Annotated in this window: 22 protein-coding genes; 19 read left to right on the plus strand and 3 right to left on the minus strand. The window is 72.2% G+C overall.

Annotated elements, in window-relative coordinates:
• Positions 1-45: 45 nt before the first annotated feature.
• The 6 genes from QWZ14_RS15045 to QWZ14_RS15070 are packed head-to-tail and all read left to right on the plus strand — an operon-like array spanning position 46 to position 9,033.
• Positions 46-2,187 (plus strand): glycosyltransferase family 2 protein, encoded by a 2,142-nt coding sequence (locus QWZ14_RS15045; protein WP_290317537.1) that lies wholly within the window; start codon positions 46-48, stop codon positions 2,185-2,187.
• A gap of 5 nt (positions 2,188-2,192) precedes the next feature.
• Positions 2,193-3,437 (plus strand): glycosyltransferase family 4 protein, encoded by a 1,245-nt coding sequence (locus QWZ14_RS15050; protein WP_290317538.1) that lies wholly within the window; start codon positions 2,193-2,195, stop codon positions 3,435-3,437.
• A 31-nt stretch (positions 3,438-3,468) separates the two neighbouring features.
• A complete protein-coding gene (locus tag QWZ14_RS15055) occupies positions 3,469-4,185 on the plus strand; it encodes a hypothetical protein (RefSeq protein ID WP_290317539.1) in 717 nt (238 codons plus the stop codon).
• 6 nt (positions 4,186-4,191) lie between these two features.
• Complete coding sequence (locus QWZ14_RS15060) at positions 4,192-5,973, plus strand: ATP-binding cassette domain-containing protein (protein ID WP_290317540.1); 1,782 nt, start codon at positions 4,192-4,194, stop codon at positions 5,971-5,973.
• The gene (locus QWZ14_RS15065; RefSeq protein ID WP_290317541.1) at positions 5,970-7,676 is read left to right on the plus strand and encodes an ATP-binding cassette domain-containing protein; all 1,707 of its coding nucleotides are present in this window, start codon (positions 5,970-5,972) and stop codon (positions 7,674-7,676) included. Before QWZ14_RS15060 ends, QWZ14_RS15065 begins: the two co-directional genes overlap by 4 nt.
• The gene (locus QWZ14_RS15070) at positions 7,660-9,033 is read left to right on the plus strand and encodes an HlyD family type I secretion periplasmic adaptor subunit (RefSeq protein WP_290317542.1); all 1,374 of its coding nucleotides are present in this window, start codon (positions 7,660-7,662) and stop codon (positions 9,031-9,033) included. The genes QWZ14_RS15065 and QWZ14_RS15070 overlap by 17 nt, the downstream gene beginning before the upstream one ends.
• A gap of 25 nt (positions 9,034-9,058) precedes the next feature.
• Here QWZ14_RS15070 and QWZ14_RS15075 read toward each other — a convergent pair whose 3' ends face one another.
• The gene (locus QWZ14_RS15075) at positions 9,059-10,162 is read right to left on the minus strand and encodes a TRAP transporter substrate-binding protein (RefSeq protein WP_290317543.1); all 1,104 of its coding nucleotides are present in this window, start codon (positions 10,160-10,162) and stop codon (positions 9,059-9,061) included.
• A 142-nt stretch (positions 10,163-10,304) separates the two neighbouring features.
• Here QWZ14_RS15075 and QWZ14_RS15080 point away from each other — a divergent pair, with 142 nt between their 5' ends.
• The 5 genes from QWZ14_RS15080 (at position 10,305) to QWZ14_RS15100 (ending at position 14,726) form a co-directional block, all read left to right on the plus strand.
• On the plus strand, positions 10,305-11,069 hold the full coding sequence (locus QWZ14_RS15080; protein WP_290317544.1) for a DinB family protein: 765 nt from the start codon (positions 10,305-10,307) through the stop codon (positions 11,067-11,069).
• A gap of 4 nt (positions 11,070-11,073) precedes the next feature.
• Entirely contained in the window at positions 11,074-12,216 is a 1,143-nt protein-coding gene (locus tag QWZ14_RS15085; protein ID WP_290317545.1) for an NAD(P)H-dependent flavin oxidoreductase, read from the plus strand.
• A gap of 10 nt (positions 12,217-12,226) precedes the next feature.
• Positions 12,227-13,003: an enoyl-CoA hydratase-related protein gene (locus QWZ14_RS15090; protein ID WP_290317546.1), complete on the plus strand. Its 777-nt coding sequence runs from the start codon at positions 12,227-12,229 to the stop codon at positions 13,001-13,003.
• Positions 13,004-13,091: 88 nt separating this feature from the next.
• Positions 13,092-14,051 carry a Bug family tripartite tricarboxylate transporter substrate binding protein gene (locus tag QWZ14_RS15095; protein WP_290317548.1) on the plus strand — a complete coding sequence of 320 codons (960 nt, stop codon included), beginning with the start codon at positions 13,092-13,094 and terminating at the stop codon, positions 14,049-14,051.
• Between the two features lie 42 nt (positions 14,052-14,093).
• Positions 14,094-14,726 carry a flavin reductase family protein gene (locus QWZ14_RS15100; RefSeq protein WP_290317549.1) on the plus strand — a complete coding sequence of 211 codons (633 nt, stop codon included), beginning with the start codon at positions 14,094-14,096 and terminating at the stop codon, positions 14,724-14,726.
• A 6-nt stretch (positions 14,727-14,732) separates the two neighbouring features.
• Here QWZ14_RS15100 and QWZ14_RS15105 read toward each other — a convergent pair whose 3' ends face one another.
• On the minus strand, positions 14,733-15,212 hold the full coding sequence (locus tag QWZ14_RS15105; protein ID WP_290317551.1) for a TspO/MBR family protein: 480 nt from the start codon (positions 15,210-15,212) through the stop codon (positions 14,733-14,735).
• A 92-nt stretch (positions 15,213-15,304) separates the two neighbouring features.
• Here QWZ14_RS15105 and QWZ14_RS15110 point away from each other — a divergent pair, with 92 nt between their 5' ends.
• Genes QWZ14_RS15110 through QWZ14_RS15125 form a run of 4 tightly spaced genes read left to right on the plus strand, consistent with a single transcriptional unit; the run spans position 15,305 to position 18,339 of the window.
• Positions 15,305-16,315, plus strand: a complete 1,011-nt coding sequence (locus QWZ14_RS15110) for a phosphotransferase family protein (protein WP_290317552.1) — start codon at positions 15,305-15,307, stop codon at positions 16,313-16,315.
• Between the two features lie 3 nt (positions 16,316-16,318).
• Positions 16,319-17,566 (plus strand): acyl-CoA dehydrogenase family protein, encoded by a 1,248-nt coding sequence (locus tag QWZ14_RS15115; RefSeq protein ID WP_290317554.1) that lies wholly within the window; start codon positions 16,319-16,321, stop codon positions 17,564-17,566.
• 60 nt (positions 17,567-17,626) lie between these two features.
• On the plus strand, positions 17,627-17,881 hold the full coding sequence (locus tag QWZ14_RS15120; protein WP_290317556.1) for a type II toxin-antitoxin system Phd/YefM family antitoxin: 255 nt from the start codon (positions 17,627-17,629) through the stop codon (positions 17,879-17,881).
• Positions 17,878-18,339 carry a PIN domain-containing protein gene (locus tag QWZ14_RS15125; RefSeq protein WP_290317558.1) on the plus strand — a complete coding sequence of 154 codons (462 nt, stop codon included), beginning with the start codon at positions 17,878-17,880 and terminating at the stop codon, positions 18,337-18,339. Before QWZ14_RS15120 ends, QWZ14_RS15125 begins: the two co-directional genes overlap by 4 nt.
• Before the next feature lie 53 nt (positions 18,340-18,392).
• On the opposite strand, the gene QWZ14_RS15130 is transcribed toward QWZ14_RS15125, so the two are convergent.
• Positions 18,393-20,096 (minus strand): electron transfer flavoprotein-ubiquinone oxidoreductase, encoded by a 1,704-nt coding sequence (locus QWZ14_RS15130; protein ID WP_290317559.1) that lies wholly within the window; start codon positions 20,094-20,096, stop codon positions 18,393-18,395.
• 122 nt (positions 20,097-20,218) lie between these two features.
• On the opposite strand from QWZ14_RS15130, the gene QWZ14_RS15135 reads away from it, so the two are divergent.
• The 4 genes from QWZ14_RS15135 to QWZ14_RS15150 form a co-directional block, all read left to right on the plus strand.
• Complete coding sequence (locus QWZ14_RS15135; protein WP_290317561.1) at positions 20,219-21,058, plus strand: uracil-DNA glycosylase; 840 nt, start codon at positions 20,219-20,221, stop codon at positions 21,056-21,058.
• 148 nt (positions 21,059-21,206) lie between these two features.
• Positions 21,207-23,168 (plus strand): lytic transglycosylase domain-containing protein, encoded by a 1,962-nt coding sequence (locus tag QWZ14_RS15140; RefSeq protein ID WP_290317562.1) that lies wholly within the window; start codon positions 21,207-21,209, stop codon positions 23,166-23,168.
• Between the two features lie 61 nt (positions 23,169-23,229).
• On the plus strand, positions 23,230-23,769 hold the full coding sequence (gene moaB / locus QWZ14_RS15145) for a molybdenum cofactor biosynthesis protein B (RefSeq protein ID WP_290317563.1): 540 nt from the start codon (positions 23,230-23,232) through the stop codon (positions 23,767-23,769).
• A gap of 310 nt (positions 23,770-24,079) precedes the next feature.
• On the plus strand, positions 24,080-25,343 hold a 1,264-nt coding region (locus QWZ14_RS15150; protein ID WP_290317564.1), incomplete at its 3' end, for a DEAD/DEAH box helicase.

Raw genomic sequence — 25,343 nt, forward strand, 5'->3', positions numbered from 1 at the left:
GCGATATCGCAAGATATCGCCGGAACCGCTTCTGCAACATTTCTGGTGCTGGCCCCCGGCATCGTCCTGCTGGGACTGCAGGGCGGGCTGGCCGGCATCGATGCCGGCAGCATCTCCCTCGCCTCGGAGCACGGCCCGCTCGATGCGCCGATGTCCTGGCTGCAGGTGCCTGCCTCCGACCCGCCCCTGTCGTTGCTGATCGCCCGGGCCCAGCCCGGCCTCGCCGCCGATGCCATCCTCACCGTGACCGATGAGCTGGGCGGCTCGGCGCTGCTCGCCCTCCGCCCGGTCACCGATATCCGCGAGTTGCTCGCCGGGCAGCCGGCCCCGGCCATCCTGCGCATCGCCGGCTTCATCGCCGCCCGCGCCCTCGGCATGTTCCGCCGCCCGGATGATGCGGCGCTGGCCGGCCTCTGCCGCAACCTCGCCTCGCTCGGCCGGTCGCCCGACCGCGTCGCCGTGCCCGTCGCCCGCTGCGGCGACGACACCCTGGCCTGGTCCCTGCCCGGCGGCCTCGGCGGCGGCGCCGCCACCTCGCTCGTCGTCGGCCGGCACCGGATCCGCCAGGCCGGCCACGCCGGTGGCATCATGCTGCTGGCGGACCGGCGGTTCGAGGATGGCTACCTGCTGCCCGGCGGCGGCGACGGGCCCATCCACCTGGCCCCCCACCGCGGCCCGCTGCCGACGCTCGCGGAGCTGGCCCGCCGGCCCGATGCCGCCGCCAAGGCGCTCTACCGCAGCGCCGCCCAGGAACTTGCCCGCCGCGCGGCCGGGGACGAGAGCTGCCGGCGCCTGCTGCGCGACCACCAGCTGCTGGCGCCGGCCCGGGCCTTCAGCCAGGTCGCCGAGCCGGAGGGGCCTTTCGGCGGTGCCCTGGAACTCGCGCTCGACGACCATGACGGCGGCCTCTTCCTGCGCGGCTGGCTGCGCGACCCGCTGGGGCTGGTCAGCCAGCTGTCGCTGGTCGGCAATTTCGGCGAGCAGCCGCTGCCCGCCGCTGCGCTGACCCGATTCCCGCGGCCCGATCTGGTGAAGAAATACGCCGATGCGCCGCACGGCAGCCCCGGCCTCCGCGCCGGCTTCGTCGGCCATCTGCCGCAGGGTGCGGTGCAGCCCTCGGCCCAGTGGCGCCTGCGCATCCGGCTGACCACCGGGGACCAGGTCACCCTGGTCGCGCCCGCCGCCATCACCAGCCCGCTGCTCGCGCGCGACCGCATCCTCGGCGCCATCGCCCCGACCCATGTCACGCCCGAGATCCTGACCAGCTGCATCGCCCTGCCGGTCGAGCGGCTGCACCGGCGCGTCATGGCCGCCCGCCTCCCGCCCGAGGTGATCCGCATCGGCGTCCCGGTGGCGGCGCCGGTCATCAGCCTGATCGTGCCGATCTACCGCAACGTGCACTACCTGCGGCACCAGCTCTCCGCCTTCGCCCGCGACCCCGCCCTGCGCGAGGCGGAGCTGATCTACGTGCTCGACAGCCCCGAGCAGCGGGAGGAGCTGGAGCACATGCTGCGCGGCTACCACGGCATCAACCGCGTGCCGGTGACGCTGGTGGTGCAGCCGACCAACTACGGCTACGGCAGCGCCTGCAACGCCGGCGCCGCCGAGGCCCGGGCCCCGGTGCTGCTGCTGCTGAACTCGGATGTGGTGCCGGCCGGGCGCGGCTGGCTGCTGCCCCTGCTGCAGGCCCTGGCCGCGGCACCGGGATTGGCTGCGGTGGGGCCGAAGCTGCTCTTCGCCAGCGGCGCCCTGCAGCATGCCGGGCTCTACTTCGAGCGGCCCGAGCAGGGGGATTGGCACAACAGCCACTACTACAAGGGCATGCCCCGCCACTTCCCGGCGGCGCAGCAGGCGCGCGAGGTCCCGGGCATCACCGGCGCCGCCTTCTGCGTCCGCCGCGCCGCCTATCAGGCGGTCGGCGGCATCTCCACCGACTACGTCGTCGGCGACTACGAGGATTCCGACCTCTGCCTCCGCCTGCGGGCCGATGGCGGCGGCATCGGCTACGTGCCGGCCGCCGAGCTGTACCATTTCGAGCGGCAGTCGATCAGCCTGCATGCCGGCTATACCCGCACCCTGGCCGCCACCTACAACCGCGGCCTGCACCACCGGCGCTGGGCGGCGGACATGGAACGGCTGATGGCCCGCCCCTGGCCGGCCGGCCCGGCCCCCGCCGGGCGGAGCTGACCGAGATGCGCGTGCTGTTCCTCTGCCACAACCACCCCTCCCTGCAGGCCGGCGGGACCGAGGTCTTCGCCCGCAACCTGTTCCGCGAGCTGCGCGACCGGCATGGGGTGGAAGGCCTCTTCCTCGCCGCCGTCACCAGCACCCACCGCGAATGGCTGCCCGGCACGATGGTGCAGTCCATCGGCGAGGCGACGGACGAGCTGCTGCTCTGGCTCGACCACTTCGACCGCTTCTTCCTGTCCCAGCCCGACACCTACGGCCTTGCCTCGCTGGTGCCGCTGATCGAGCAGCTGGCCCCCGACATCGTGCATGTGCACCACACCCTGCAGCTGGGCGTCGAGACGCTGGACCTGCTGCGCCGGCTGCTGCCGCGGGCGCAGTTCATCTTCACCGCGCATGACTTCTTCCCGCTCTGCGCCCAGGAGGGCCAGCTGCTCACTACCGATGGCCGGCTCTGCACCGGCCCCTCGCTGGACGGCTGCCTGCGCTGCTTCCCCGGCCGGCCGGCCGGCGACTTGGTGATGCGCGACCTGCAGATGCGCGACGTGCTGGCCGATTTCGCCCGCATCCTGGTGCCGAGCGACTTCGCCCGCGGCCGCTACCTCGCCGCCGGCTGGTCGCCCGACCGCTTCAGCGTCATGCCGAACGGCGTGCCCGACCTGCCGGCGGCGCCGCATCGCCGGGTGGCCGACGGCCGGCGGGACCGCTTCGGCTTCTTCGGCCACATCAACCGCTTCAAGGGCAGCCTCATGCTGCTGCGCGCCTCCCGCCTGCTGACGGGCACGGGGGTCGCGCACGGCGTCGCTCTGCATGGCGGGGCGGCCTATCAGTCCGAGGCCTTCATGGCCGAATTCGACGCCGATCTCGCCGCCGCCCCGGATGCCAGCTTCCGCGGCGCCTATGCGCCCGAGGATCTGGCCGGGCTGATGGAGCAGGTCGACTGGGTCGTCATCCCCTCCATCTGGTGGGAGAACGCGCCGTTGGTGGTGCAGGAAGCCTTCCGCCACCGCCGCCCGGTGATCTGCAGCGGCGTCGGCGGCACCGCCGAGATGGTGCGCGACGGCATCGACGGGCTGCATGCCCCGATCAAGGACCCCGCAGGCCTCGCCGCGGTCATGCGCCGGGCGATCGAGACGCCGGGGCTGTGGGACAGCCTGGTCGCCGGCATCGTCCCGCCGACCACGGTGGGTGCGGCGGCGCGGGACCACCTGATGCTCTATCAGGCGGCATTGGCGGAGGCGGCGGTCTGACATGAAGCCCTTGGCCAGGAAACCGATCCCGATGCCCGCCGACACCCTGCTCTCCGAGGCCACCGAGCTGCTGGCCCCGAATGCCGCCGCCTCCGAGGTGCGCGGGCTGATCGACAATGCCACCGCCGACCGGCTCTACGGCTGGGCCTGGGACGCCGCCCATCCGGGCCACCGGGTGAAGGTGGAGCTGCGCCTCGCCGGGGAGGTGGTGGCGACCACCATCGCCGACTACGCTCGCCCCGACCTCGCCAAGCACGGCGTCGGGGACGGCAGCCATGCCTTCGAGTTCCCCCTGCTGCGGCAGTGGTTCCGCCAGTTGCGCGACCTCAGCGTCGTCGCCTTCGGCAGGGACGGCAGCGAGTTCCTGATCCCGGTGCATGCCCGAGGCCAGGAGGAGATGCTGGTGCCGGCCCAGGCCACCGCCCAGCTGCAAAGCGCGGCCGAGGCGCTGCTGGTGGAGCACCAGAGCGTCCGCCGCGAGATCGAGGTCCTGCGCCAGCGCAGCGCCGAGCTGCCGGAAGCCACGGCCGTCGCGGCCATCGCCAAGGCCGGGCAGGACCTGCAGCGCCGGCTGGATTCGCTCGAGCTCTGGATCACCCGCCTCGATGGCCGACTGGCCGAGATCGCCCGGCCGGCGGCCCCGCGGGACCGAGGCCGGGTGGACATCTGGCAGGCGGTGCTGATCGCCCTGATCTTCGCCGCGATCAGCGCGGCGGCGGCCGTCGTCGTCGTCCGGCGCGGGTTCTAACCCCCGGTGGCACAGGCCCCCCTGGAGCGCCCCGCCGAAGCCCTGCTGCGGGAAGCGATCGAGACGGTCATGAAGACCGCCAACGGCTGGATCAAGCTGCTGGTGGCGCTCGGCCTGGTCAGCACGCTGGCGAGCTTCGCCATGCTGTTCAGCCGGATGGAGCTGATCCGCCGGGTGCCGATCACCCAGAGCTATGATTCGATCGAGTCGATCCTGGTCTTCTGGGCCGCGATCCTGGCGGTCATCGCGGTGCTCGGCTTCCTCCAGGGCATCGCCTTCACCCACCTGTCCCGCTTCATCTCCAGCCGCCTGGGCGTGCCGGCGGTGCTGGCCACCGCCCAGCGTGCCGGCCGGCCGGAGGCCATTTCCAGCGCCGTGCTGGCGGATCTCGAGATGGTCCGCACCACGCTGGCCGGCGCCGCCAGCCACACCTGCGTCGCGCTGATCGCCAGCCCGCTGCTGGTGCCGCTGCTGATGCTGGTGCATTTCTACTACGCCGTCGTCGCCCTGCTGTTCTGCTTCGCCGCGCTGCTGATCAGCCTGGCGCTGGCGCGGGCCGCCAACCAGGCGGCGGCGCTGACGACGAACAGCACCGCCCAGGCCTATGGCCTCGCGGCGGATGCGATGCGCTCGGGCGAAGCGGTATTGGCCATGGGCATGCTGCCGCGCCTGGTGCGGCTCTGGACCAGCGTCAGCACCGACACCGCCGGGGAGGCCTGGCTGGCCCAGCGGAAGGCCGCGCGCCTCACCCTCGCGCTCGACGTGCTGATGGGCAGCTTCCGCGGCACCATCGTCTTCCTCGGCACGGTCCTCGCCTTCTCCGGCGCCCGGCTCGATCCCGCCTGGGCGGGTGCCGTGCTGGTGGTCTTCCAGCTGATCAAGCCCTTCACCGAATTCGGGGAGACCCGCATGACCCTGGGTGAGGGCTTGGCCGCCTGGCGCCGCCTGCGGGCGCTGGTGAGGGACACCACGCCGGTCGCGGATGGCATCCCCTTCCCCTGCCCGCATGGCCGGCTGGTGGTCGAGCACATGAGCTTCGCCTTCCGCGGCCCGGTGCCGCCGCTGCTGCGGAACATCGAGCTGACGGTCGAGCCCGGCAGCATCGTCGCCATCGTCGGCGCCTCGGGCGGCGGCAAGTCCACCCTGCTGCGGCTGCTGGTGGGGCTGTTCCGGCCGACCGCGGGCGGCGTCTACCTGGATGGCCACGCCACCCACCAATGGGACCGCCGGGACTTCGCCCGGCACGTCGGCTTCCTGCCGCAGGAGCCTCTGCTCTCGCGCGGCACCGCTGCCGAGGTGATCGCCCGGCTCGAGGAGCCGGACATGGAATTGGTCCTCGAGGCCTCCCGCCGGGCCGGGGCGCATGACATCATTGCCGGCCTGCCGCAGGGCTATGCGACCGAGATCAGCGGCAACTACCAGCTCTCCATGGGCCAGCGCCACCGCATCGCCCTGGCCCGCGCCCTCTATGGCCGGCCCAAGCTGCTGCTGCTGGACGAGCTCGCCGGCTCGATGGACCAGGAGGGCGAGGCCCAGGTGGCGGCGCTGCTCGGCCTGCTCCGGCAGGAAGGCACCTCGGTCGTCTTCTCGACCCATCGCCCCGGCCTCGTCGCCGTGGCGGACCGGGTGCTGGCGCTGCGCAACGGCACACTGGTGCCGGCCGGCGAGGAATTGCCGCGCCTGCTGGGCACCGGCCGCGGCGGCCGGCCGGGGCGCCAGGCGCCCGAGCCGGTCGCCATCGGCCAGGCGCCCGCCCAGCTCACCGGCCGCGGGGCCGCCGCGGCATGACGCCCGCAGCGCACCCGCCCGGCACCGGCAGCTGGCTCCGCCCCCGCGAGATCGGCATCACGCCGCTCTTCGTGCTGACCATCCTCCTGCTCACCTTCGGCGGGCTGATGGGCATCTTCGTCTTCATCCTGAGCAGCGCCCACATCAGCGACGGCGTGATGGAGACCCGCAACTCCGACACCGTCATCGGCCTGGCGCTGGTCTTCGTCTTCTGCACCGTCGCCTCGCACTACTACGGCCACCGCCGGTCGCTCATGCTGCAGGCGGTCGCCGAGCGGTTCGGCCTGCGGCTGCGGGCCGAGGCGATGCAGGCGGCGATCCGCAATTCGGTCCGCCGCGACCTGGCCTCCGGGGTCACGGTCCTGCAGGACATCTCCGCGGTGCAGCGCTTCGTCAGCGGCGGGGCGGTGACCGGCACGCTCGACATGTCGGCCGCCTTGGTCTCGCTGGCCTTCCTCTTCTACCTGGACGCCGGCTCAGGCTGGATCACCCTAACCGGCATCGCCATCATCATGCTGGTGGCCTACGTGATGAAGCGCACCGTCGCCCATCTCGCCCGCGATACCGACACCAAGCTGGACGAGGCCTCCGCCCAGCTCTCGGGCCAGCTGCTGCATCCCGACGTGGTGCGCGGCCTCGGCCAGCTGCCGGCCACCATGTTCCGCTGGCAGCGGCGCTACGACCGGGCGCTGGACAGCGCCAGCAAGGCGCAGAGCCGCGGCAACGCCATCCGCGAGATCGAAAGCATCGTCTCGAGCCTCTGCCTCATGGCACTGATGCTGCACGGGCTGCTGCTGATCATCGAGAACAACGGCACCATCGGCCTGCTCATCAGCACCTACTTCCTCGCCAGCCATGCCATGAGCCCCTTCTCCGGCCTGCTCACGCAGTGGGAGAGCTGGAACAGCGGCGCGCGGTCCTGGCGCCGGCTGAAGCAGGTGATGACCCTGGATGGCGAGGCCCCGGCCCGTCCGCCCGAGCCCGATGCCCCGCCCGGCCTGCTGATCGATGCGGTCAGCTTCTGGCCCGAGGGGCGCGAGCGGCCGATCATCAGCGGCCTCACCCTGGCGCTGCGCCCCGGCGCCGTCGTCACGGTCGAGGGCCGCAACGGCGTCGGGAAAAGCACCCTGCTGCGGCTGGTGCTCGGGCTGCTGGAGCCGACCGCGGGCCGCATCCTGCTCAATGGCCAGGACACCTTCTTCTGCGACCGCGGGACGCTCGGCGCCCGCATCGGCTACCTGCCGCAGGACGTCCAGCTGCTGGAGGCCGACATCTACACCAATATCGGCCGCGGGCCGGATGCGCCGCCCGACCTGGTGGTCGCCGCCGCCCGCGCCGCCGGGGCGCATGAGATGATCGGCCGCATGCCGCTGGGCTACCAGACCCCCTCCGGCACCACCGCCGGCCTCTCCGCCGGCCAGCGCCGCCTGGTGGCCCTCGCCCGGGCGCTCTACCGCGATCCGGAGCTGCTGGTGCTGGACGAGCCCGAGGTCGGGCTGGACGGCCCCGCCCGCAACGCCCTCCGCGCCGCGGTGGAACGCACCCGCCTCGCCGGCGGCGTGGTCCTGGTGGTGACGCACGAACCCCATACCTGGAACGACGTCACCGACTACCGGCTGAAGCTCGGTGCCGACGGCATCTGGGAACTCGCCGCCGCCCAGCGCGAGGAAGGCAAGGAGCCGCATTTTGCAACAATTGGTTGAGCGCAGCCGGTCGACGGCGCTGCCCCCGCCGGTTCCGCTGGAATCCCTCCAGAAGCAGCTGGAACTCTCGATCAAGAGCCCGCCCGTCAGCCGGGTCGTCCGCACCTCGCTGCTGGCGATCGGGCTCACCCTGGTGCCCTTCTTCGCCTGGGGCACCCTGACGGTGATCGAGCGGGCGGTGATCGCCGGCGGCCAGCTGGTGCCCGAGGGCCGGCGCAAGACCGTCAACCTCGCCGAGGCCGGCATCCTGCGCCGGCTGCTGGTGCAGGAAGGCTCCCTGGTCGCAGCCGGCCAGCCCTTGCTGCAGCTCGACGTCACCCAGGCCGAGGCCAGCGCCGACCAGGCCAAGGCCGCCTTCTGGGGCGGCCGGGCCCGGGCTACCCGGCTGCGGGCCGAGCAGGACGAGCTGCGGGAGCTGACCTTCCCGGCCAACCTGCTGGCCGCCGCCGCTGCCGATCCGGGCATCCAGGTCTTCGTCACCGCCGAGCGGTCGCTGTTCAAGGCCCGCTGGGATGCCTACGACAGCACCGCCGGGGTGCAGGAACGCGCCATCAGCCAGCTGCGCGAACAGGCGGCCGGCGCCCGGGCGCAGCGCGAGGGTGCCAGCCTGCAGGTACGCACCATCCGCGAGCAGATCGCCGGCTACAACCGGTTGCTGACCCAGGGCTATGCCTCCCGCTTCACCGTGCTCAACCTGCAGCAGTCCGAAGCCGGCTTCGTCGCCAGCATCGGCCAGGCCCTGGCGCAGGAAGGCCAGCTGCGGGAGGGCATCATCCAGGCCGAGCGCCAGCTCGCCGGCCTGCGGCTGACCCGGCTGTCCGAGATCGCCAACGACCTCCAGGCCACCGAGACCGCCATCGCCAGCGCCGCCCAGCAGCTCCGCGCGGCGCAGGACATCCTGAGCCGGCGGGAGGTGCTGGCGCCGGAGGCCGGCAAGGTCACCAACATCCTCGCCTTCACCCCGGGCGCCAGCATCCAGCCGGGGCAGCCGGTGCTCGACCTGGTCCCGCAGCAGGACCGGCTGGTGGCCGAGGGCCAGGTCCTGCCGGTCGACATCGAGCAGGTGGCGGTCGGCCAGCGGGTCAATATCCGGCTCAGCTCCTACCGCACCCGCAGCGTGCCGCTGCTGCATGGCCACGTGACCACGGTCGGCGCGGATGTGCAGACCTCCCAGTCAGGCGAGAAGTACTTCCTGGTCCGCGCCGAATTCGACGCCGCTGCGCTGGCCGACAACCCGGAGGTCGTGCCGCAGGCCGGCATGCCGACCGAGATCTACATCCTCGGCGAGAAGCGGACCCCGCTGAGCTACCTGATGGGCCCGCTGCTCCGTTCCGCCCGCCGCGCCTTCCGGGATTGACGGGGGCGTCGCCGCCCCCGTCCCCTCAGCGCCGCGCCGCCACCTGCGCGAGGTAGCTGTCGAAGGACAGCTCCGCCACCCGGAACCAGGCCCGCATGTCGTCGCGGGACTTGGCCCAGGGCTCGTGGATCTTGCGGAACTCGGGGCTCTTCGCCGCCAGTTCCTGCTCCAGCGCCATGGCCTCGCGGTAGCAGGCGTCCATCACCTCGCGCGGGAAGGCGCGCAGCTGGGTGCCCTGGGCCAGCAGCCGGCGCAGCGCCTCCGGGTTGCGGGTGTCGTAGCGGGCGACCATCCAGCTCGTCGCATCCGCCGCGGCGACGCGGACCGCCGCCTTGTAGCTGGCCGGCAGCGCATTCCACTGGTCGAGGTTGACCATCAGCGAGGTATTCGCCGCGCCCTCCCACCAGGCCGGGTAGTAGTAGTAGGGCGCCACCTTGTGGAAGCCGAGCTTCTCGTCGTCGTAGGGGCCGAGCCATTCGACCGCGTCGATCGTGCCCCGCTCCAGCGCCGGGTAGAGGTCGCCGCCGGCAAGCTGCTGCGGCACGCCACCAACGCGGGACAGCACCGTGCCGCCGAGCCCGGCGATCCGCATCTTCAGCCCCTGCAGATCCGCCAGGGCCTTGATCTCCTTGCGGAACCAGCCGCCCATCTGGGCGCCCGTCGTGCCCAGCGGCAGGCCGTAGCAATTGTAGCCGCGGAACAGCTCGTTCAGCAGGTCGATCCCGCCGCCCTCGTACATCCATGCGCTCTGCTGCCGGGTGTTCATGCCGAAGGGCAGGCCGGTGGCGAAGGCGAAGGCCGGGTTCTTGCCGGTGTAGAAGGAACAGGTGGTGTGGCAGGCCTCCACCGTCCCGGCCTGCACCGCATCCAGCGCCTGCAGCGCCGGGACCACCTCGCCCGGGCCGAAGACGCGGATCTGGAAGCGGTCGTCGGTCAGCTCCGCCACCGTCCGGGCGAAGACATGCCCGGCGCCATGGATGGCATCGAGGCTGGTCGGGTAGCTGCTGGTCAGCCGCCAGCGGATGGCAGGCGCCGATTGCGCCAGGGCCGGGCTGGACAGGATGGGCGCGGCGAGCCCCGCCGCCGTCGCGGCCAGTGCGCCGCGGCCGAGTATGGCTCTGCGATCCATGGATATCTCCTCCGGAAGCTTACGGAGGCGGCAGGAACCACGGAAGCGCCCGGCGGGGAACCCCCAAACCCCGCTAGCCCTCCCCGCCCAGCGGTATAAGCTCCCCGCCAAAGGGCGCCCGACGCCCGACGGAGGAACCACGATGTCCGCAGCCCTCGACGACCAGGTCCGCGTCTACTGGATGACCGGCTGCACGAGCTGCCTGCGCACCAAGGAATTCCTCGCCCGCCGCCGCGTCCCCTTCCTCTCGCGCAACGTGCTGGTCGACGACGGCGCCTATGCCGAGCTCGAGCGCTTCGGCCTCCGCCAGGTCCCCATCGTCACCCGCGGCGAGGCCTGGGCGAATGGCCAGGTGCTGCGCGACGTGGCCGACCTCGTCGGCATCGACCTCGGCGCGCCGCAGATCCTGCCCGTCGCGGAACTGCGCCGCCGCCAGGACGCCATCCTCGCCGGCGCCGCCCGCTTCATCGCGCAGCTGCCGGAGGCGACGCTGGCGACGCAGCTGCCGGACCGGCCGCGCAGCCATGCCGACCTCGCCTACCACATCGTCAACATCGTCGATGCCTTCCTCGAGCATGAGGCCGGCATCCCGCTGACCTACGAGGCCTATTTCCGCCTGCCCCCCAGCGCCGACCGCGCCGCCCTGCTGACCTATGCCGAGGATGTCCGTGCCCGCCTGAAAGCTTGGTTCGATGGCCCCGGCCGGACCCGCGACTGGACCAGCACGGCCGAGGTCTACTACGGCGCCCAGTCGCTGCACGAATTCCTCGAGCGCACCACCTGGCACAGCGGCCAGCACACCCGCCAGCTCATGTGGGTGCTGGAGGGCATGGGGATCGAGCCCGACGGCAAGCTCGACGACGCGCTCTGGGCCGGGCTGCCCATGCCCGAGGAAGTCTGGGGCTGAGGCCATGGCGCTGACCACCCGCCTCTGCGGCCTGCTCGGCATCCGCCATCCCATCCTGCTTGCCGGGATGGGAAGGGCCAGCACGCCGGAACTCGCCGCCGCCGTCTCCAATGCCGGCGGCCTCGGCGTGCTCGGCGCCGCCGCCTGCGGCCCCAACCAGCTGCGCGACTGGATCCGCCACACCCGGGCGCTGACCGACCGGCCCTTCGGCGTCGATACCCTGCTCCCCGCCTCGGTCCGCCGCGGCGCCAAGCCGGGCAACAGCGGCGGCCCGACGGCGGAGGAGATGCTGCCGCAGCACCGCGCCTTCGCCGCCGCCTTCCTCGCCCGCGAAGGCCTCGAAGCCCCGGACCAGGCGACCATCGACCACTGGCAGGACCGCGACCCCGCCGACCGCGACGGCCCCCGCCCGCTCTCCCAGGCCTTCTTCGAAGCGCAGATGGAGGTGGTGATCGAGGAGAAGGTCGCGGTCTATGCCGCCGGCCTCGGCAACCCTGGCCCCTGGATGGAAAGGCTGAAGGCCAACGGCACCCTGGTCATGGCGGTCGTCGGCGCCACCCGCCACGCCCTGCAGGTGGCCGAAGCGGGCGTCGACGTCATCGTGGCCCAGGGCCATGACGGCGGCGGCCACAACTCCCCCATCGGCACCATGGCGCTGATCCCGCAGGTGGTGGATGCGCTCGGCGGCCGGGTCCCGGTGGTCGGCGCCGGCGGCATCGGCGACGGGCGCGGCCTCGCCGCCGCGCTCATGCTCGGCGCCGAGGGCGCCTGGATCGGCACCGCCTTCCTCGCCACGGATGAATCCGGCATCAGCCCGGCGCAGAAGCAGGCGCTGGTGGAGGGCCTGGACGAGGGCACCACCGTCTCCCGCTCGGTCACGGGCAAGCCGGCCCGCATGGTCAGGAACCGCTGGGCCGCCGCCTATGCCGAGGCCGGGCTGGAGCCGCTGCCGATGCCCTTCCAGGGCGCCGTCTCCACCGCGGTCACCGTCGCCGGCATGGCCGCCGGCCGGGCCGAGATCTGGGGCGGCTTCGCCGGCCAGGGGCTCGGGATGATCCACGGCATCCGCCCGGCGGCCGAGGTCATGGCCGGGATCGTCGCCGGCGCCGAGCAGGCGCTGCGCCGCACCGGCACCATCGTCAGCTAAGGACTCCCGCATGACCGAAGCCGTCCTCTTCGAGATCGCCGAGCCGCATGTCGCCCTCGTCACCATCAACCGGCCGGAGGCGCGCAACGCGGTCAACGGCGCCGTCGCCGCCGGGCTGGAGGCCGCGGTGGACCGGGTCGAGGCCGACCCCGAGCTCTGGGCGGTGGTGCTGACCGGCGCCGGGCCGCATGCCTTCTGCGCCGGTGCGGACCTCAAAGCCGTCTCGGCCGGGCAGAGCGCCAGCCTCGCCACCGAGCGAGGCGGCTTCGGCGGCTTCACCCGCGCCAGGCGGACCAAGCTCTGGATCGCCGCGGCGCAGGGCCATGCCCTGGCCGGCGGGTTGGAGCTGCTGCTGGCCTGCGACCTCGCCATCGCCGCGGAGGGCGCCACCTTCGGCCTGCCGGAGGTGAAGCGCAGCCTGGTCGCTGCCGCCGGCGGGGTCTTCCGTCTGCCGCGCGCCCTGCCCAAGGCGGTCGCCCTGCACATGATCGCCACCGGCGAGCCGATCAGCGCGGCGACCGCCCTGCAGCACGGCCTGGTCAATGCCGTCGTCCCGGCGGCGGAGGTGCTCGAGGCCGCCCGGGCCCTGGCCCGCAAGGTCACCGCCAACGCCCCGATCGCCGTGCGCGAGAGCCTCGCCATCGCCCGCCAGGCGGCGGAGCTGGACGAGGAGACGCTCTGGCGCCTCAGCCGCGCCGCCAGCGAGCGGATGAAGCTGACCGAGGATTTCCAGGAAGGCCCCCGCGCCTTCGTCGAGAAGCGGGCGCCCCGCTGGACCGGGCGCTAGCCCGCCGGGGCGGCGGGACCGGCTTGCCGCGGCGACGGATCGAAACGGCCGCTCCGGCGGAACCAAGCAACGGGAGGTCACGACAACCATGCATCGCCGGACCCTGCTGGGGGGCCTCGCCCTCGCCACGCCCGCCCTCCACCCCGCCACCGCCCAGGACCGCTGGCCGAGCCGCGAGATCAGCCTGGTCACCGGCTTCGGTCCCGGCGGCGGCACCGACGTGGTGGCCCGCGCCATCGCCGCGCATATGGAGAAGACCCTCGGCGTCTCCATCCCGGTGCGGAACACGCCCGGGGCCGGCGGCACCCTCGGCCCCGGCCGCATCGCCCAGTCGAAGCCCGATGGCTATACCTTCGGACTGACCGGGCTTTCGGTGCTGGTGGTGGCGCCGCTGACCATGGACCTGCCCTTCAAGCCGATGGAGGCCTTCGACTTCCTCGGCTGCACCTCGGAGCTACGCATCGGGGTGCCGGTCGGCCCCTCGCTGCCCCAGGTCCGCACCCTGGCGGAGTTCATCGCCGAGGGCCGCCGCCGCCCCATCACCCTGGCGACCACCAACCCCGGCTCGGCCGTCAGCTTCTTCGAGCTGGCGCGGCTGACCGGCATGCAGCTCAGCTACGTCCCCTTCGGCAGCATCACCGACGCCGCCAGCCAAGTCGCCGGCGGCCATGTCGATACCTATACCGGAACCTCGGAGATGATCGGGCTGGTGAAGGGCGGCAACCTGCGGATGCTGGCCAGCGCCAGCGTCGACCGCTGGCCGGAATTCCCGGAGGTGCCGACCCTGATCGAGCAGGGCTACGACACCGCCACCCGCCAGCCCATCATCTGGGCTGCCCCCGCCGGGCTGCCGGCGCCGATCCGGGAAAGGCTGGAGGCGGCGCTGATGGCCGCCGCCCGGGACCCGGAGGTGCTGGCCCGCCAGAACGCCGCCAGCATCGCCAGCCGCCCGCTGAACCGCGCCGAGACCATGGCGCTGATCCATGACGTGAAGCCGGGGGTGGAAGCCGCCCTGCTCGCCTCCGGCATGGCCCGCAAGCGCGGCTAGCCCTATCAATCCCTCCGCAGCACCAGACAGGCAAGGCAACCCATGTTCTACGAACCCCGGCTCGGCCACGGCCTGCCGCATGATCCCTTCAAGGCGATCATCGCCCCGCGGCCGATCGGCTGGATCTCCACCGTCGATACCCAAGGCCGGCCCAACCTGGCGCCCTACAGCTTCTTCAACGCGGTGCATTCCAGCCCGCCGATGCTGGCCTTCACCTCCGAGAGCATGAAGCACAGCGCCGCCAATGCCATCGCGACAGGCGAGTTCGTCTTCAACCTCTCGACCCGGCCGCTGTTCGAGGCGATGAACATCTCCTCCGGCGCGCTGGCCGATGGCGAGGATGAATTCGTGGCGGCGGGGCTGGCGCCGGCACCGTGCCGGATCGTCAAGGCCCCGCGCGTCGCCGTCGCCCCGGCCGCAATGGAATGCAAGGTTGTGCATTCCATGCAATTGCACGACGTGAACGGGGAGGCGCTGGCCGGCTGGATCATCATCGGCCAGGTCGTCGGCGTGCATATCGACGAGGCCTTCCTCCGCGACGGCCGCTTCGACACCGCCGCCGCGCAATCCCTCGCCCGCTGCGGCTACCGCGACTACACCGCGGTGGGCGAGCTGTTCGAGGCGCTGCGCCCGACCGACGGCGGCGCCTTCGTCGCCGGGCAGCGGGACCGCTGACCGGCGCTACCCGCGGGCGAAGCCTGCCACGCGGTTGCGCTGCCAGATCGACCAGTTCAGCACCCCGGCGAAGGTGACCCAGGCGAGATAGGGCGCCAGCAGCCAGGCCGCCGTGGCGCTGATCGGGGCGAAGACCAGGATGGTCGCCAGGATCGAGAGCCAGAAGACCACCAGCTCGGCGAAGGCGAGGTCCGGCCGCTTCAGCCCGAAGAAGATGGCGGACCAGCCGGCGTTCAGCAGCAGGTGCACCCCATAGACCGCCAGCGGCAGGCCGAAGCCCACCTGCCGCCAGACCAGCCAGCCGGCGATGGCGATCAGCGTGAAGAACACCGCCCAGGCCGGCGGGAACAGCCAGTTCGGCGGGTTCCACGGCGGCTTGGCCAGGTTCTCGTACCAGTCGCCCGGCTTGAACACGGCACCGGAGGAGGCGGTGGCGAAGCAGGCCCCGAAGAAGCCCAGCAGCATCAGGGTGTCGGACAGTGTCATGCCGCCAGCATAGCGCATTCGGCGCCGGCAGGTTGCGACCGGCCTTTGCCGCAGCCATTCTCCCGCCCCTGATCACGCGGAGGACACCAAGGGTGGCCGAATTCGACCCGGCGAAGCTGGATGCCTTCCTGCGCGCCACCATCCCCGGACTGGCCGGCACGATGGAATTGCAGCGCATCTCCGGCGGCCAGTCCAACCCGACCTTCTTCGTCAGCTACGGCAATCGCCGGCTGGTCCTGCGCAAGAAGCCGCCCGGCGTCACCCTGCCCTCCGCCCATGCGGTGGACCGGGAGGCCCGCATCCTCCAGGCCCTGGCCCCGACGCCGGTCCCGGTGCCGCCGGTGGTGGTCTTCCATGCCGAGCCCGACGTGGTCGGCACGCCCTTCTACGTCATGGACCGCGTCGAGGGCCGGGTCTTCGCCAGCTGCGACCTGCCCGGCGCGGCGGTCGCCGAACGCCGCGCCATGTACCTTTCCTTCGCCGAGACCCTGGCGAAGCTGCACGACGTGGACTGGCAGGCCGCCGGCCTGGAGGGCTTCGGCCGCCCCGGCAACTACTTCGAGCGCCAGGTCGGCCGCTGGACCAGGCAATGGGAGAGCCAGCGCTTCCGCGACATCCCGGAGCTGACCGAGCTCGCCGCCTGGGTCGCAGCCCACCTCCCGCCCGATGACGGCGAATCCTCCATCGTCCATGGCGACTACCGCCCCGGCAACGTCATGTTCGGCACCCAGTCGCCCGGCATCGTCGCCGTGCTGGACTGGGAGCTCTCGACCATCGGCCATCCGCTGGCCGACCTTGCCTTCAGCGTCATCGCCTGGCGCAGCGCGCCCAATGAGTACGGCGGCATGCTCGGCCTCGACATCGAAGCGCTCGGCATCCCGACCGAGGCGGAATACGTCGCCCACTACTACGCCTGCCGGCAGCGCCCGGCGCCGCGGCTCGCGCCCTTCCACGTCGCCTTCTCGATGTTCCGCTTCGCGGTGATCTTCGAGGGCATCGCCGCCCGGGCGCGGGCCGGCAATGCCGCCTCCGCCGATGCCGCCGCGGTCGGCGAGCTCTCCATCGCCTTCGCCCGCCGCGGCCTCGCCAATACCGGAGCCTGACCCATGGATTTCGCCTATTCGGACAAGGTCCGCGCGCTGCAGCAGCTGCTGCTGGACTTCATGGACCAGCACATCCTGCCCGCCGATCCCGAATTCCGCCGCATCGCCGAGGGCGGCGAATTCCCGCTGGCCATCATCGACGACCTGAAGGCCAAGGCGCGCGAGCAGGGGCTCTGGAACCTCTTCCTCCCCGGGCTGAAGGCCGATGAGCCGGGCACCGCGCTGACCAACCTCGAATATGCCCCGCTGGCCGAGATCATGGGCCGGGTCCCCTGGGCCTCCGAGGTCTTCAATTGCAACGCGCCGGATACCGGCAACATGGAGGTGCTGCACCTCTTCGCCACGCCGGCCCAGCGTGCGCGCTACCTCGAGCCGCTGATGCGCGGCGAGATGCGCTCCTGCGTCGCCATGACCGAACCCGATACCGCCAGCAGCGACCCGACCAACATCGCCACCACCATCCGCAAGGAGGGCGAGGGCTACGTCATCAACGGCCGCAAGTGGTTCACCACCGGCGCCATGCACCCCAATGCCGGCGTCTTCCTGCTGATGGGTCTGCAACAGGACCGCGCGTCGCTCGGCCCGCATGAGCGCCACACCATCCTGCTGGTGCCCTACGGCACGCCGGGCGTCACCGTGGTCCGCAACGTCCCGATCATGGGCCACCATGCGCCGGAGGGGCATTGCGAGGTGCTGTTCCGCGACGTCCATGTCCCGGCCGATGCCCTGCTCGGCACCGAGGGCACCGCCTTCGCCCTGATGCAGGCGAGGCTCGGCCCCGGCCGCATCCACCACTGCATGCGCACCATCGGCCAATGCGAGGTGGCGCTGGAGCTGATGGTCGACCGCGCCCAATCCCGCATCGCCTTCGGCCGCCACCTGTCCGAGTTCAGCAACGTGCAGGACTGGATCGCCGAGAGCCGCATCGAGATCGACCAGGTGCGGCTGCTGGTGCTGCGCGCCGCTTGGCTGATGGACCGCGAGGGCAACAAGGCCTCCCGCGTCGATGTCTCCGCCATCAAGCTGGCGGCCGCGCGGCTGCAGACGCGGGTGACCGACCGGGCGATCCAGGTCTTCGGCGCCATGGGGCTGACGCCGGATACGCCGCTCGCCTTCCTCTATAGCTGGGGCCGGGCGCTGCGCTTCATCGACGGGCCGGACGAGGTGCATCTGCGGACGGTGGCGCGGGCCGAGCTGAAGGCGCGGAAGGCGGCGCAGGGCGTCTCGCGCGGCGGCTACTTTCCACGCTGAGCCTTGCATCCACGCGCCGGGCCGCAATATAGTGAATTACACTACTTTCCCGGTGCCGCCATGAAGACCCTGACCGCCGCCGAGGCCAACCGCTCCTTCTCCGCCCTGCTCCGCCAGGCCGCGGCGGGGGAGCGCGTGGTCATCACGTCCCACGGCCGCCCGGTCGCCGAGATCGGCCCGGTGCGAGAGGATACCGCGGCGAAGGAGGCGGCCTGGGAGGCGCTGCTGGCGCGGCTGGACACCCAGGAACCCACCCTCATCGAGCCCTGGACGCGCGAGGAGCTCTACGAGCGCAAATCCTGGTCGCGGGAGTGATCGCGCTCGATACGAATATCCTGCTCTATGCCGAAGCGCTGTTGTTGGTCCCGGCCGATGTCCACAAGCATCGCGTCACCCGATCCCTGATCCCGGGGATCCGTAAAGCTGGGTTAGTCCTGCCCGCCCAGGTCCTCGGCGAGATGTTCACCGTGCTGGTCCGGCGCGGCCGGCGCTCTCCGGACCTTGCCCAGCAAGCCGCCCTGCGATGGTCCGCGGCGGCCGCCGTGGTTCCCGAGACCGACCAGGCCACAATGCTGCAGGCCATCGCCCTGGCAACCGAGCACGACCTGCAGATCTGGGATGCCGTCATTCTCGCCGCGGCGGCCGAGGCGAGCGCCACCCTGCTGCTCAGCGAGGACATGCAGGACGGCTTCACCTGGCGTAGCGTGACGGTGGCGAACCCCTTCGCCGCCACGCCGCATCCGCTGCTTCGCCCCTACATCCCGCCGATATAACTTGACCCGCCGCCGCCCATTCCTTGCCAGAGGCCGGGCGGCGGCATCACCACTTACATCCCGCCGATGTAGTTCGGCCCGCCGCCGCCCTCCGGCGTCTTCCAGTCGATGTTCTGCATCGGGTCCTTGATGTCGCAGGTTTTGCAATGCACGCAGTTCTGCGCATTGATCACCAGCCGCGCCCTGGCATCTCCGGCCTCGACCGAAGCGCCCTCGCCGGTCGCCTCGGCATCCGGCGTCCCGCGCAGCTCCCGCTCAGCCTCCGGCCCCACCGCCTCATAGACCGCGGCCGGGCAGTACCGGCTTTCCGGGCTGCGGAACTGGTCCCAGTTCACGCCCTTCCACTTGTCCGGGTCGCGCAGCTGCAGATGCGCCGGCTGGTCTTCCTCGTGGTTGGTGTTCGAGAGGAACACCGAGGACAGCCGGTCGAAGGTCAGCTTGCCGTCCGGCTTCGGATACTCGATCCGCTTGGCGCTATTGGCCGGCTTCAAGGTTTCATGGTCGGCATGGTGGCTCCAGGTCCAGGGGGCCTTGCCGCGGAAGACGAAGGTATCGAGCGCGGCATTCGCCAGCCCGCCCCAGAAGCCCATCTTGGCGAAGCCCGGACGGATGTTCCGCACGCCCTTCAGCTCCTCCCAGACCCAGCTCTTCTCGAGCGCGGCGGGGTAGCTGTCGAGCATCGACGAGCGCTCCTCCTCGGCCAGCGCCGCCGCCGCCGCCTCGGCCGCCAGCATGCCGGTCTTCATGCTGGTATGCGTGCCCTTGATCTTCGGCACGTTGAGGAAGCCCGCGGTATCGCCGATCAGCGCGCCGCCGGGGAAGATCAGCTTCGGGATGGCCTGGAAGCCGCCCTCGTTCAGCGCCCGGGCACCATAGGAGATGCGCTTGCCGCCCTCGAGCATCTTCCGCACCTCCGGGTGCGTCTTGAAGCGCTGGAACTCGTCGAAGGGCGAGAGCCAGGGGTTGGAGTAATCGAGGCCCACCACGAAGCCGATCGAGACCAGGTTCTCGCCCAGCATGTAGAGCCAGGACCCGCCATAGGTATCGGAGGGCAGCGGCCAGCCGGTGCTATGCCACACCAGGCCCGGCGTGTGCTTCTCCTTCGGGATCTCCCACAGCTCCTTGATGCCGAGCGCGAAGCTCTGCGGCGCCACGCCGTCCCGCAGCTTGTAGCGCTCGAACAGCTGCTTGGTCAGCGACCCGCGGCAGCCCTCGGCGAACAGCGTGTAGGTGGCACGCAGTTCCATCCCCGGCTGGTAGTCGGCGCCCTTCTGGCCATCCTTCTTGATGCCCATGACGCCGGCGACGACGCCCTTCACCTGGCCGTTCTCGATGATCGTCTCGGAGGCGGCGAAGCCCGGGTAGATCTCGACCCCCAGCGCCTCGGCCTTGGTGCCGAGCCAGCGGCAGACGTTGCCCAGCGACACGATGTAATTGCCGTGGTTGTTCATCTGCGGCGGCGTCGGCAGCTTGAAGGCGCGGGTCTCCGTCAGCAGCATGAACTTGTCGTCCGTCGCCGGCGTCGCCAGGGCCGGCGGGTCGTCGCGCCAGTCCGGCAGCAGCTCGTCCAGCGCGCGGGGCTCCAGCACCGCGCCGGACAAGGTATGCGCCCCGATCTCGCCGCCCTTCTCGACCAGGCACACGGTGACATCCGGCGCGACCTGTTTGAGGCGGATCGCGGCGGCGAGCCCGGCCGGCCCACCCCCCACGATCAGCACATCGAATTCCATAGCTTCGCGCTCTTCGGCCCCGGACATGCCTTGGCTCCCTTCTGTTCCTGCTGGATGTAGCGTGGGGTTGGCTTGCACGAAACCCCGTGGCCGGGGAATAGATGCCTCGGCGACGAGACTGGTGCCTGGATAGGGCCGAGGAGCAGGCGATGGAGGCGGATACCCATGCGGCGCTGATCGCCGCCCTCCGGCTCCAGCTCGATTGGGGCGTGGACGAGGCCCTGGCGGAGCTGCCGCTGGACCGCAGCGCCCGTGCGCCCGCCGCCACCCCGGGCCAAGCCGCGGCCGAGGCGGAGCCTTCGCCGTCGGACCCGGACCGCTCCCGTCCCGCCACCCCCACCCCGCTCCGTCGCCCGGCGCAGCCCGCCCGCCTGCCCACCCCGGCCGCAACCCGCGCCGCCGCGCTCGCCGCCGGCGCCACCAGCCTGGCCGGGCTGCGCGAGGCCATGGCCGCCTTCGACGGCAGCCCGCTGCGGGAGACGGCGACCAACCTGGTCTTCGCCGACGGCGTCCCCGATTCGGGCCTCATGCTGATCGGCGAGGCCCCGGGCGGCGACGAGGACCGCCTCGGCCGCCCCTTCGTCGGCGTCTCCGGCCGGCTGCTGGACCGGATGCTGGCGTCAGTCGGGCTGAATCGGGACGACAATTTCTACATCACCAACATCCTGCCCTTCCGTCCGCCCGGCAACCGCACCCCGACCGATGCCGAGATCGCCCTCTTCCTGCCTTTCGTGCTGCGCCATATCGCCCTGGCCCGGCCCCGCCGGCTGGTGCTGCTGGGCGGCGTCGCGGCCAAGGCGCTGCTGCGCTCGCGCGAGGGCATCACCCGCCTGCGGGGCCGTTGGCACCAAGTAACGACCGAGGACGAGACCCCGCTCCCGGCCCTGGCCACCCTGCATCCGGCCTATCTGCTGCGCACCCCCTCGGCCAAGCGCGAGGCTTGGTCCGACCTGCTGCTGTTGCGCCGAACGCTGGACGAGCATCAGTAGCGAGGGACGCCGATTCTATACCTGCCGGAGGCCCGGCACGGGGCCGGATGCTGCGCCACCTTTCGCCCTATGGTAGAATTGTTCTGCCACAGCCGGTGAAACTGAGGGGTTGCGCCGTCGGGCCATAGGCCGCTAACGGAAACGGGTCATGCGAGCGATCGGTCCCATGGCCCGTGCCGCCCTTCGCCCCCTGCTTCGCGGGGTCCTGTGGGGCGCGGCGCTCGCGGCATGGGCTTCGGTCCCGGCCCAGGCGCAAAGGGCCACCAGCCTCCCCAGCGGCCTGAGCGGCACGCCCGCCATCGCTCCCACCGGCCCCGCCCCGCGCGCGGCCGGCCGTCCCGCCGGCGCCGGCCCGGGCGTCACCCAGACCGCCATGGCCCTCGGCCGCCCCGCGGCCCCGGGCGGCGTGGCCGGGCTGCCGCAGGTGCTGGCCCCCTCGGATGCCGCCCGGCTCCGCCGCATCTTCGAGGCCCAGGCCCGCGGCGACCTGGCCGGCGCCCGGGCCGAGACCGCCCGGCTGGTGGATCCCCGGCTGCTCGGCCATGTGCTGGCGGATCGCTGGCAGCGCCCCCAGGCGGCCTCCGGCCAGGACGCCCCCACCCCGGCCGAGCTCCAGGCCTGGCTCGGCCATTACGCCGACCATCCCGATGCCCCCGGGCTGCATGCGATGCTGGCCGAACTGCTGCCGCGCGGCAGCGCCCTGCCCGCCCCGCCGCCGGCGCCCGATGCCCTGGCACCCGACCAGTCCCTGGCACCGGAGGAGCGCGACAGCGCCGCCGTCCTTCGCAACCCCGCGCTGGAACGCACGCTCCGCGACCAGGCCCGGGCCGGCAACGCCCCGGCCGCCCTGGCGCTGATCGGCCGCACCCGCGGCATGACCCCGGCCTATGCCGCCCTGCTGCGCGGCGAGCTGGCCATCGGCCTGTTCCGGGCCGGCCGGGACGAGGATGCCTTCCGCATCGCCGCCGATACCGCCCAGCCGGAACCCGGCCCGAAGGCGAAGGCGGCAGCCGATACCGGCCTCGCCGCCTTCGCCGCCGGCCTGGCGGCCTGGGGCCTCGAGCACTACGACGTCGCCCTGCCCTGGTTCGAGCGCGCCGCCCGCACCGAGACCGCCGCCCCGGCGCTGCGGTCCGCCGCCGCCTTCTGGACCGCCCGCGCCGCGGTCCGGGCCCGCCGGCCGCAGCTCTATGTCAGCTGGATGCTGCAGGCGGCGCAGGAGCCGCGCACCTTCTATGGCCTGGTGGCCCGACGCGCCCTCGGCCTGCCGACCAATTTCGCCTGGGACGGCGAACTGGGCGGCGAGGCGGAGACCGCCGCCGTGGCCGAAACCGCCGGCGGCTGGCGGGCGCTGGCGCTGCTGCAGGTCGGCCAGGGCCGCCGGGCCGAGGCCGAGCTCCGGCAGCTCTGGGCGCGGGCCCGCAACAACCCGGGCCTGACCCGGGCGATGCTCTCGGTCGCCTCGCTGGCCGGGATGAACGGCCTGGCCTCCCAGCTCGCCGCCGCCAGCCAGGCGGAGGACGGCCGTCCCCGCGACTACGCCCGCTTCCCGCTGCCCCCGCTGCAGCCCCAGGGCGGCTTCCGCATCGACCCCTCGCTGCTCTACGCCCTGACGCTGCAGGAGAGCCGCTTCGATGCCGCGGCCGTCTCCCCGGCCGGCGCCCGCGGACTGATGCAGCTGATGCCGGCGACCGCCAGCTACGTCGCCGGCGACCCTTCGCTGGCGGCCGAGAGCGCGCACCGGCTGCACGAGCCGGCCTTGTCGCTCGAGCTCGGCCAGCGCTACCTCCACTACCTCGCCCGGCACGAGGGGGTGGAGGGCAACCTGATCCGCCTGCTGGCCGCCTACAACGCCGGGCCGGGCAACCTGTTGAAATGGCTGCCGGCCAGCGGCCATCGGGATGACCCATTCTTATTCATTGAATCCATCCCGATCGACGAGACCCGCGGCTTCGTCCAGCGGGTGATGGCCTATTCCTGGATCTATGCCAGTCGCCTCGGCCTGCCCGCCCCCAGCCTCGACCAGCTCGCCGCCGGCAGCTTCCCGAAATTCGCCCGGCCGGAGGAGGTGACGGCGCTGCTTCGGGCCCGCGGCCGGGCGCTGCGCTAGGCCGCCCTGCAATAACCGGCGTCCAGGCGCTACATAGGGACCGATTGCGGGAGATCGCGCCATGCCCATCGACGAATCGCTGCCCTTCGTGCCCGTCAACATCGCCGTGCTGACCGTCTCCGACACCCGGGACCTGGCCTCCGACCGCTCCGGCCAGACCCTGCAGGACCGCATCGAGGCCGCCGGCCACCGCTGCGTCGCCCGCGAGATCGTCAAGGACGAGACCGCCGCGATCGAGGCCATCCTGCGCCGCTGGATCGCCGATCCCAGCATCGACTGCGCCATCACCACCGGCGGCACCGGCATCACCGGCCGCGACGTGACGCCGGAGGCCTTCAAGCGGGTGCTGGAGAAGGAGATCGAGGGCTTCGGCGAGTTGTTCCGCATGCTCAGCTACCGCAAGATCGGCACCTCCACGATGCAGTCCCGCGCCATCGGCGGGGTGGCGGACGGCACCTACCTCTTTGCCCTGCCCGGCAGCACCGGCGCCTGCAAGGACGCCTGGGACGACATCCTGCTGTTCCAGCTCGATGCCCGGCACCGGCCCTGCAACCTGGTGGAGCTGATGCCCCGGCTGAAGGAGCATTTGCGGGCCGCCTGATGCATTTGGTTGCAACCGCGGCCCTGCTTTCCCTTGCCTTCGCACCCGCGAAGGCGCATGTAGCCTTCGCCGGCGGTTGCATGCCCCGGTGGTGCCCGGCCGCGTGAGCGGCCACCCCGTCCAGTGTCAGTCCGCGCGCGGCCAGAATGGCTGCCTTTGCTGGGCGATGCTGGACCCGGTCGAACTGCCGGCGCACAGGAAGCCCTCTTCCGGATCGACCCAGCCACGCGGGGTCTCCACCTGAAACCCGCGGCGACCCCGGACCGGGTCCGCGTCAGGCGCCGCGCGACGACTGGGATATCGTATCCACGTGACAAGCTTTTCCGAACTCGGCCTCGCCGCGCCCCTGCTGCGCGCGCTCGACGAAGCCGGCTACACCACCCCGACCCCGATCCAGGCCCAGGCCATCCCGCTCGTGCTCGAGGGGCGCGACCTGCTCGGCATCGCCCAGACCGGCACCGGCAAGACCGCGGCCTTCGCCCTGCCCATCCTGCACCAGCTCGCCGCCAAGGGCGGCCGGCCGCCGCGCGGCGGCTGCCGCGTGCTCATCCTGTCGCCGACCCGCGAGCTCGCCTCGCAGATCGCTGATGCGGTGAAGACCTACGGCGGCCACCTCGGCTTCTCCGTCGCCACCGTCTTCGGCGGCGTGCCGCATGGCCCGCAGCGCCGGGCGCTCAGCGCCGGCGTCGACGTGGTGGTGGCGACGCCGGGCCGGCTGCTCGATCATCTCGCCGCCGGCACCGCCCGGCTCGACCGGGTCGAGACGCTGGTGCTCGATGAGGCCGACCAGATGCTGGACAAGGGCTTCCTGCCCGCCATCCGCAAGCTGATCCCGACCCTGCCGAGGCAGCGCCAGACCCTGTTCTTCTCGGCGACCATGCCGCAGGAGATCGGCCGCCTCGCCGGCGACCTGCTGAACAACCCGGCCCGCGTCGAGGTGGCGCCCGTCGCCACCACGGCGGAGCGGGTCAACCAGCGCATCCTGCATGTCGAAACCGGCCGCAAGCGCGCCCTGCTGGCCCGGCTGCTGCAGGGCGAAGGCGTCGGCCGCACCCTGGTCTTCGCCCGCACCAAGCACGGCGCCGACCGCGTGGTGAAGCAGCTCGAGCAGGACGGCCTCTCGGCCAATGCCATCCACGGCAACAAGTCGCAGGGCCAGCGCGAGCGCGCCCTGCAGGAGTTCCGCGACGGCATCGCGCCGATCCTGGTGGCGACCGACATCGCCGCGCGCGGGATCGACGTCGACAACGTGACGCACGTCATCCAGTACGACCTGCCGGACGTGCCCGAGAGCTACGTCCACCGCATCGGCCGCACCGCGCGCGCCGGCGCCTCGGGCGAGGCCGTGGCCCTCGTCGCGGCCGAGGAGCTGGACAAGCTCTGGGCCGTCGAGAAGCTGGTCCGCACGCCGATCCCGGCCGAGGACCATCGCCAGGACCAGTCCGTGCCGGTGGCCCGCGCCCCGGCGAACGGCAAGTCCGCCGGCCGGCCGCAGCAGCATCGCGGCGGCGGTGGCCAGGGCCGTGGCCGCGGCGATCCGGGCGGCGGCGCGCCGCGCTCCGGCGCCCCGCGTC

Origin of the sequence: Paeniroseomonas aquatica, assembly GCF_030409335.1 — a bacterium.
Taxonomy (GTDB): Bacteria; Pseudomonadota; Alphaproteobacteria; order Acetobacterales; family Acetobacteraceae; genus Belnapia; species Belnapia aquatica.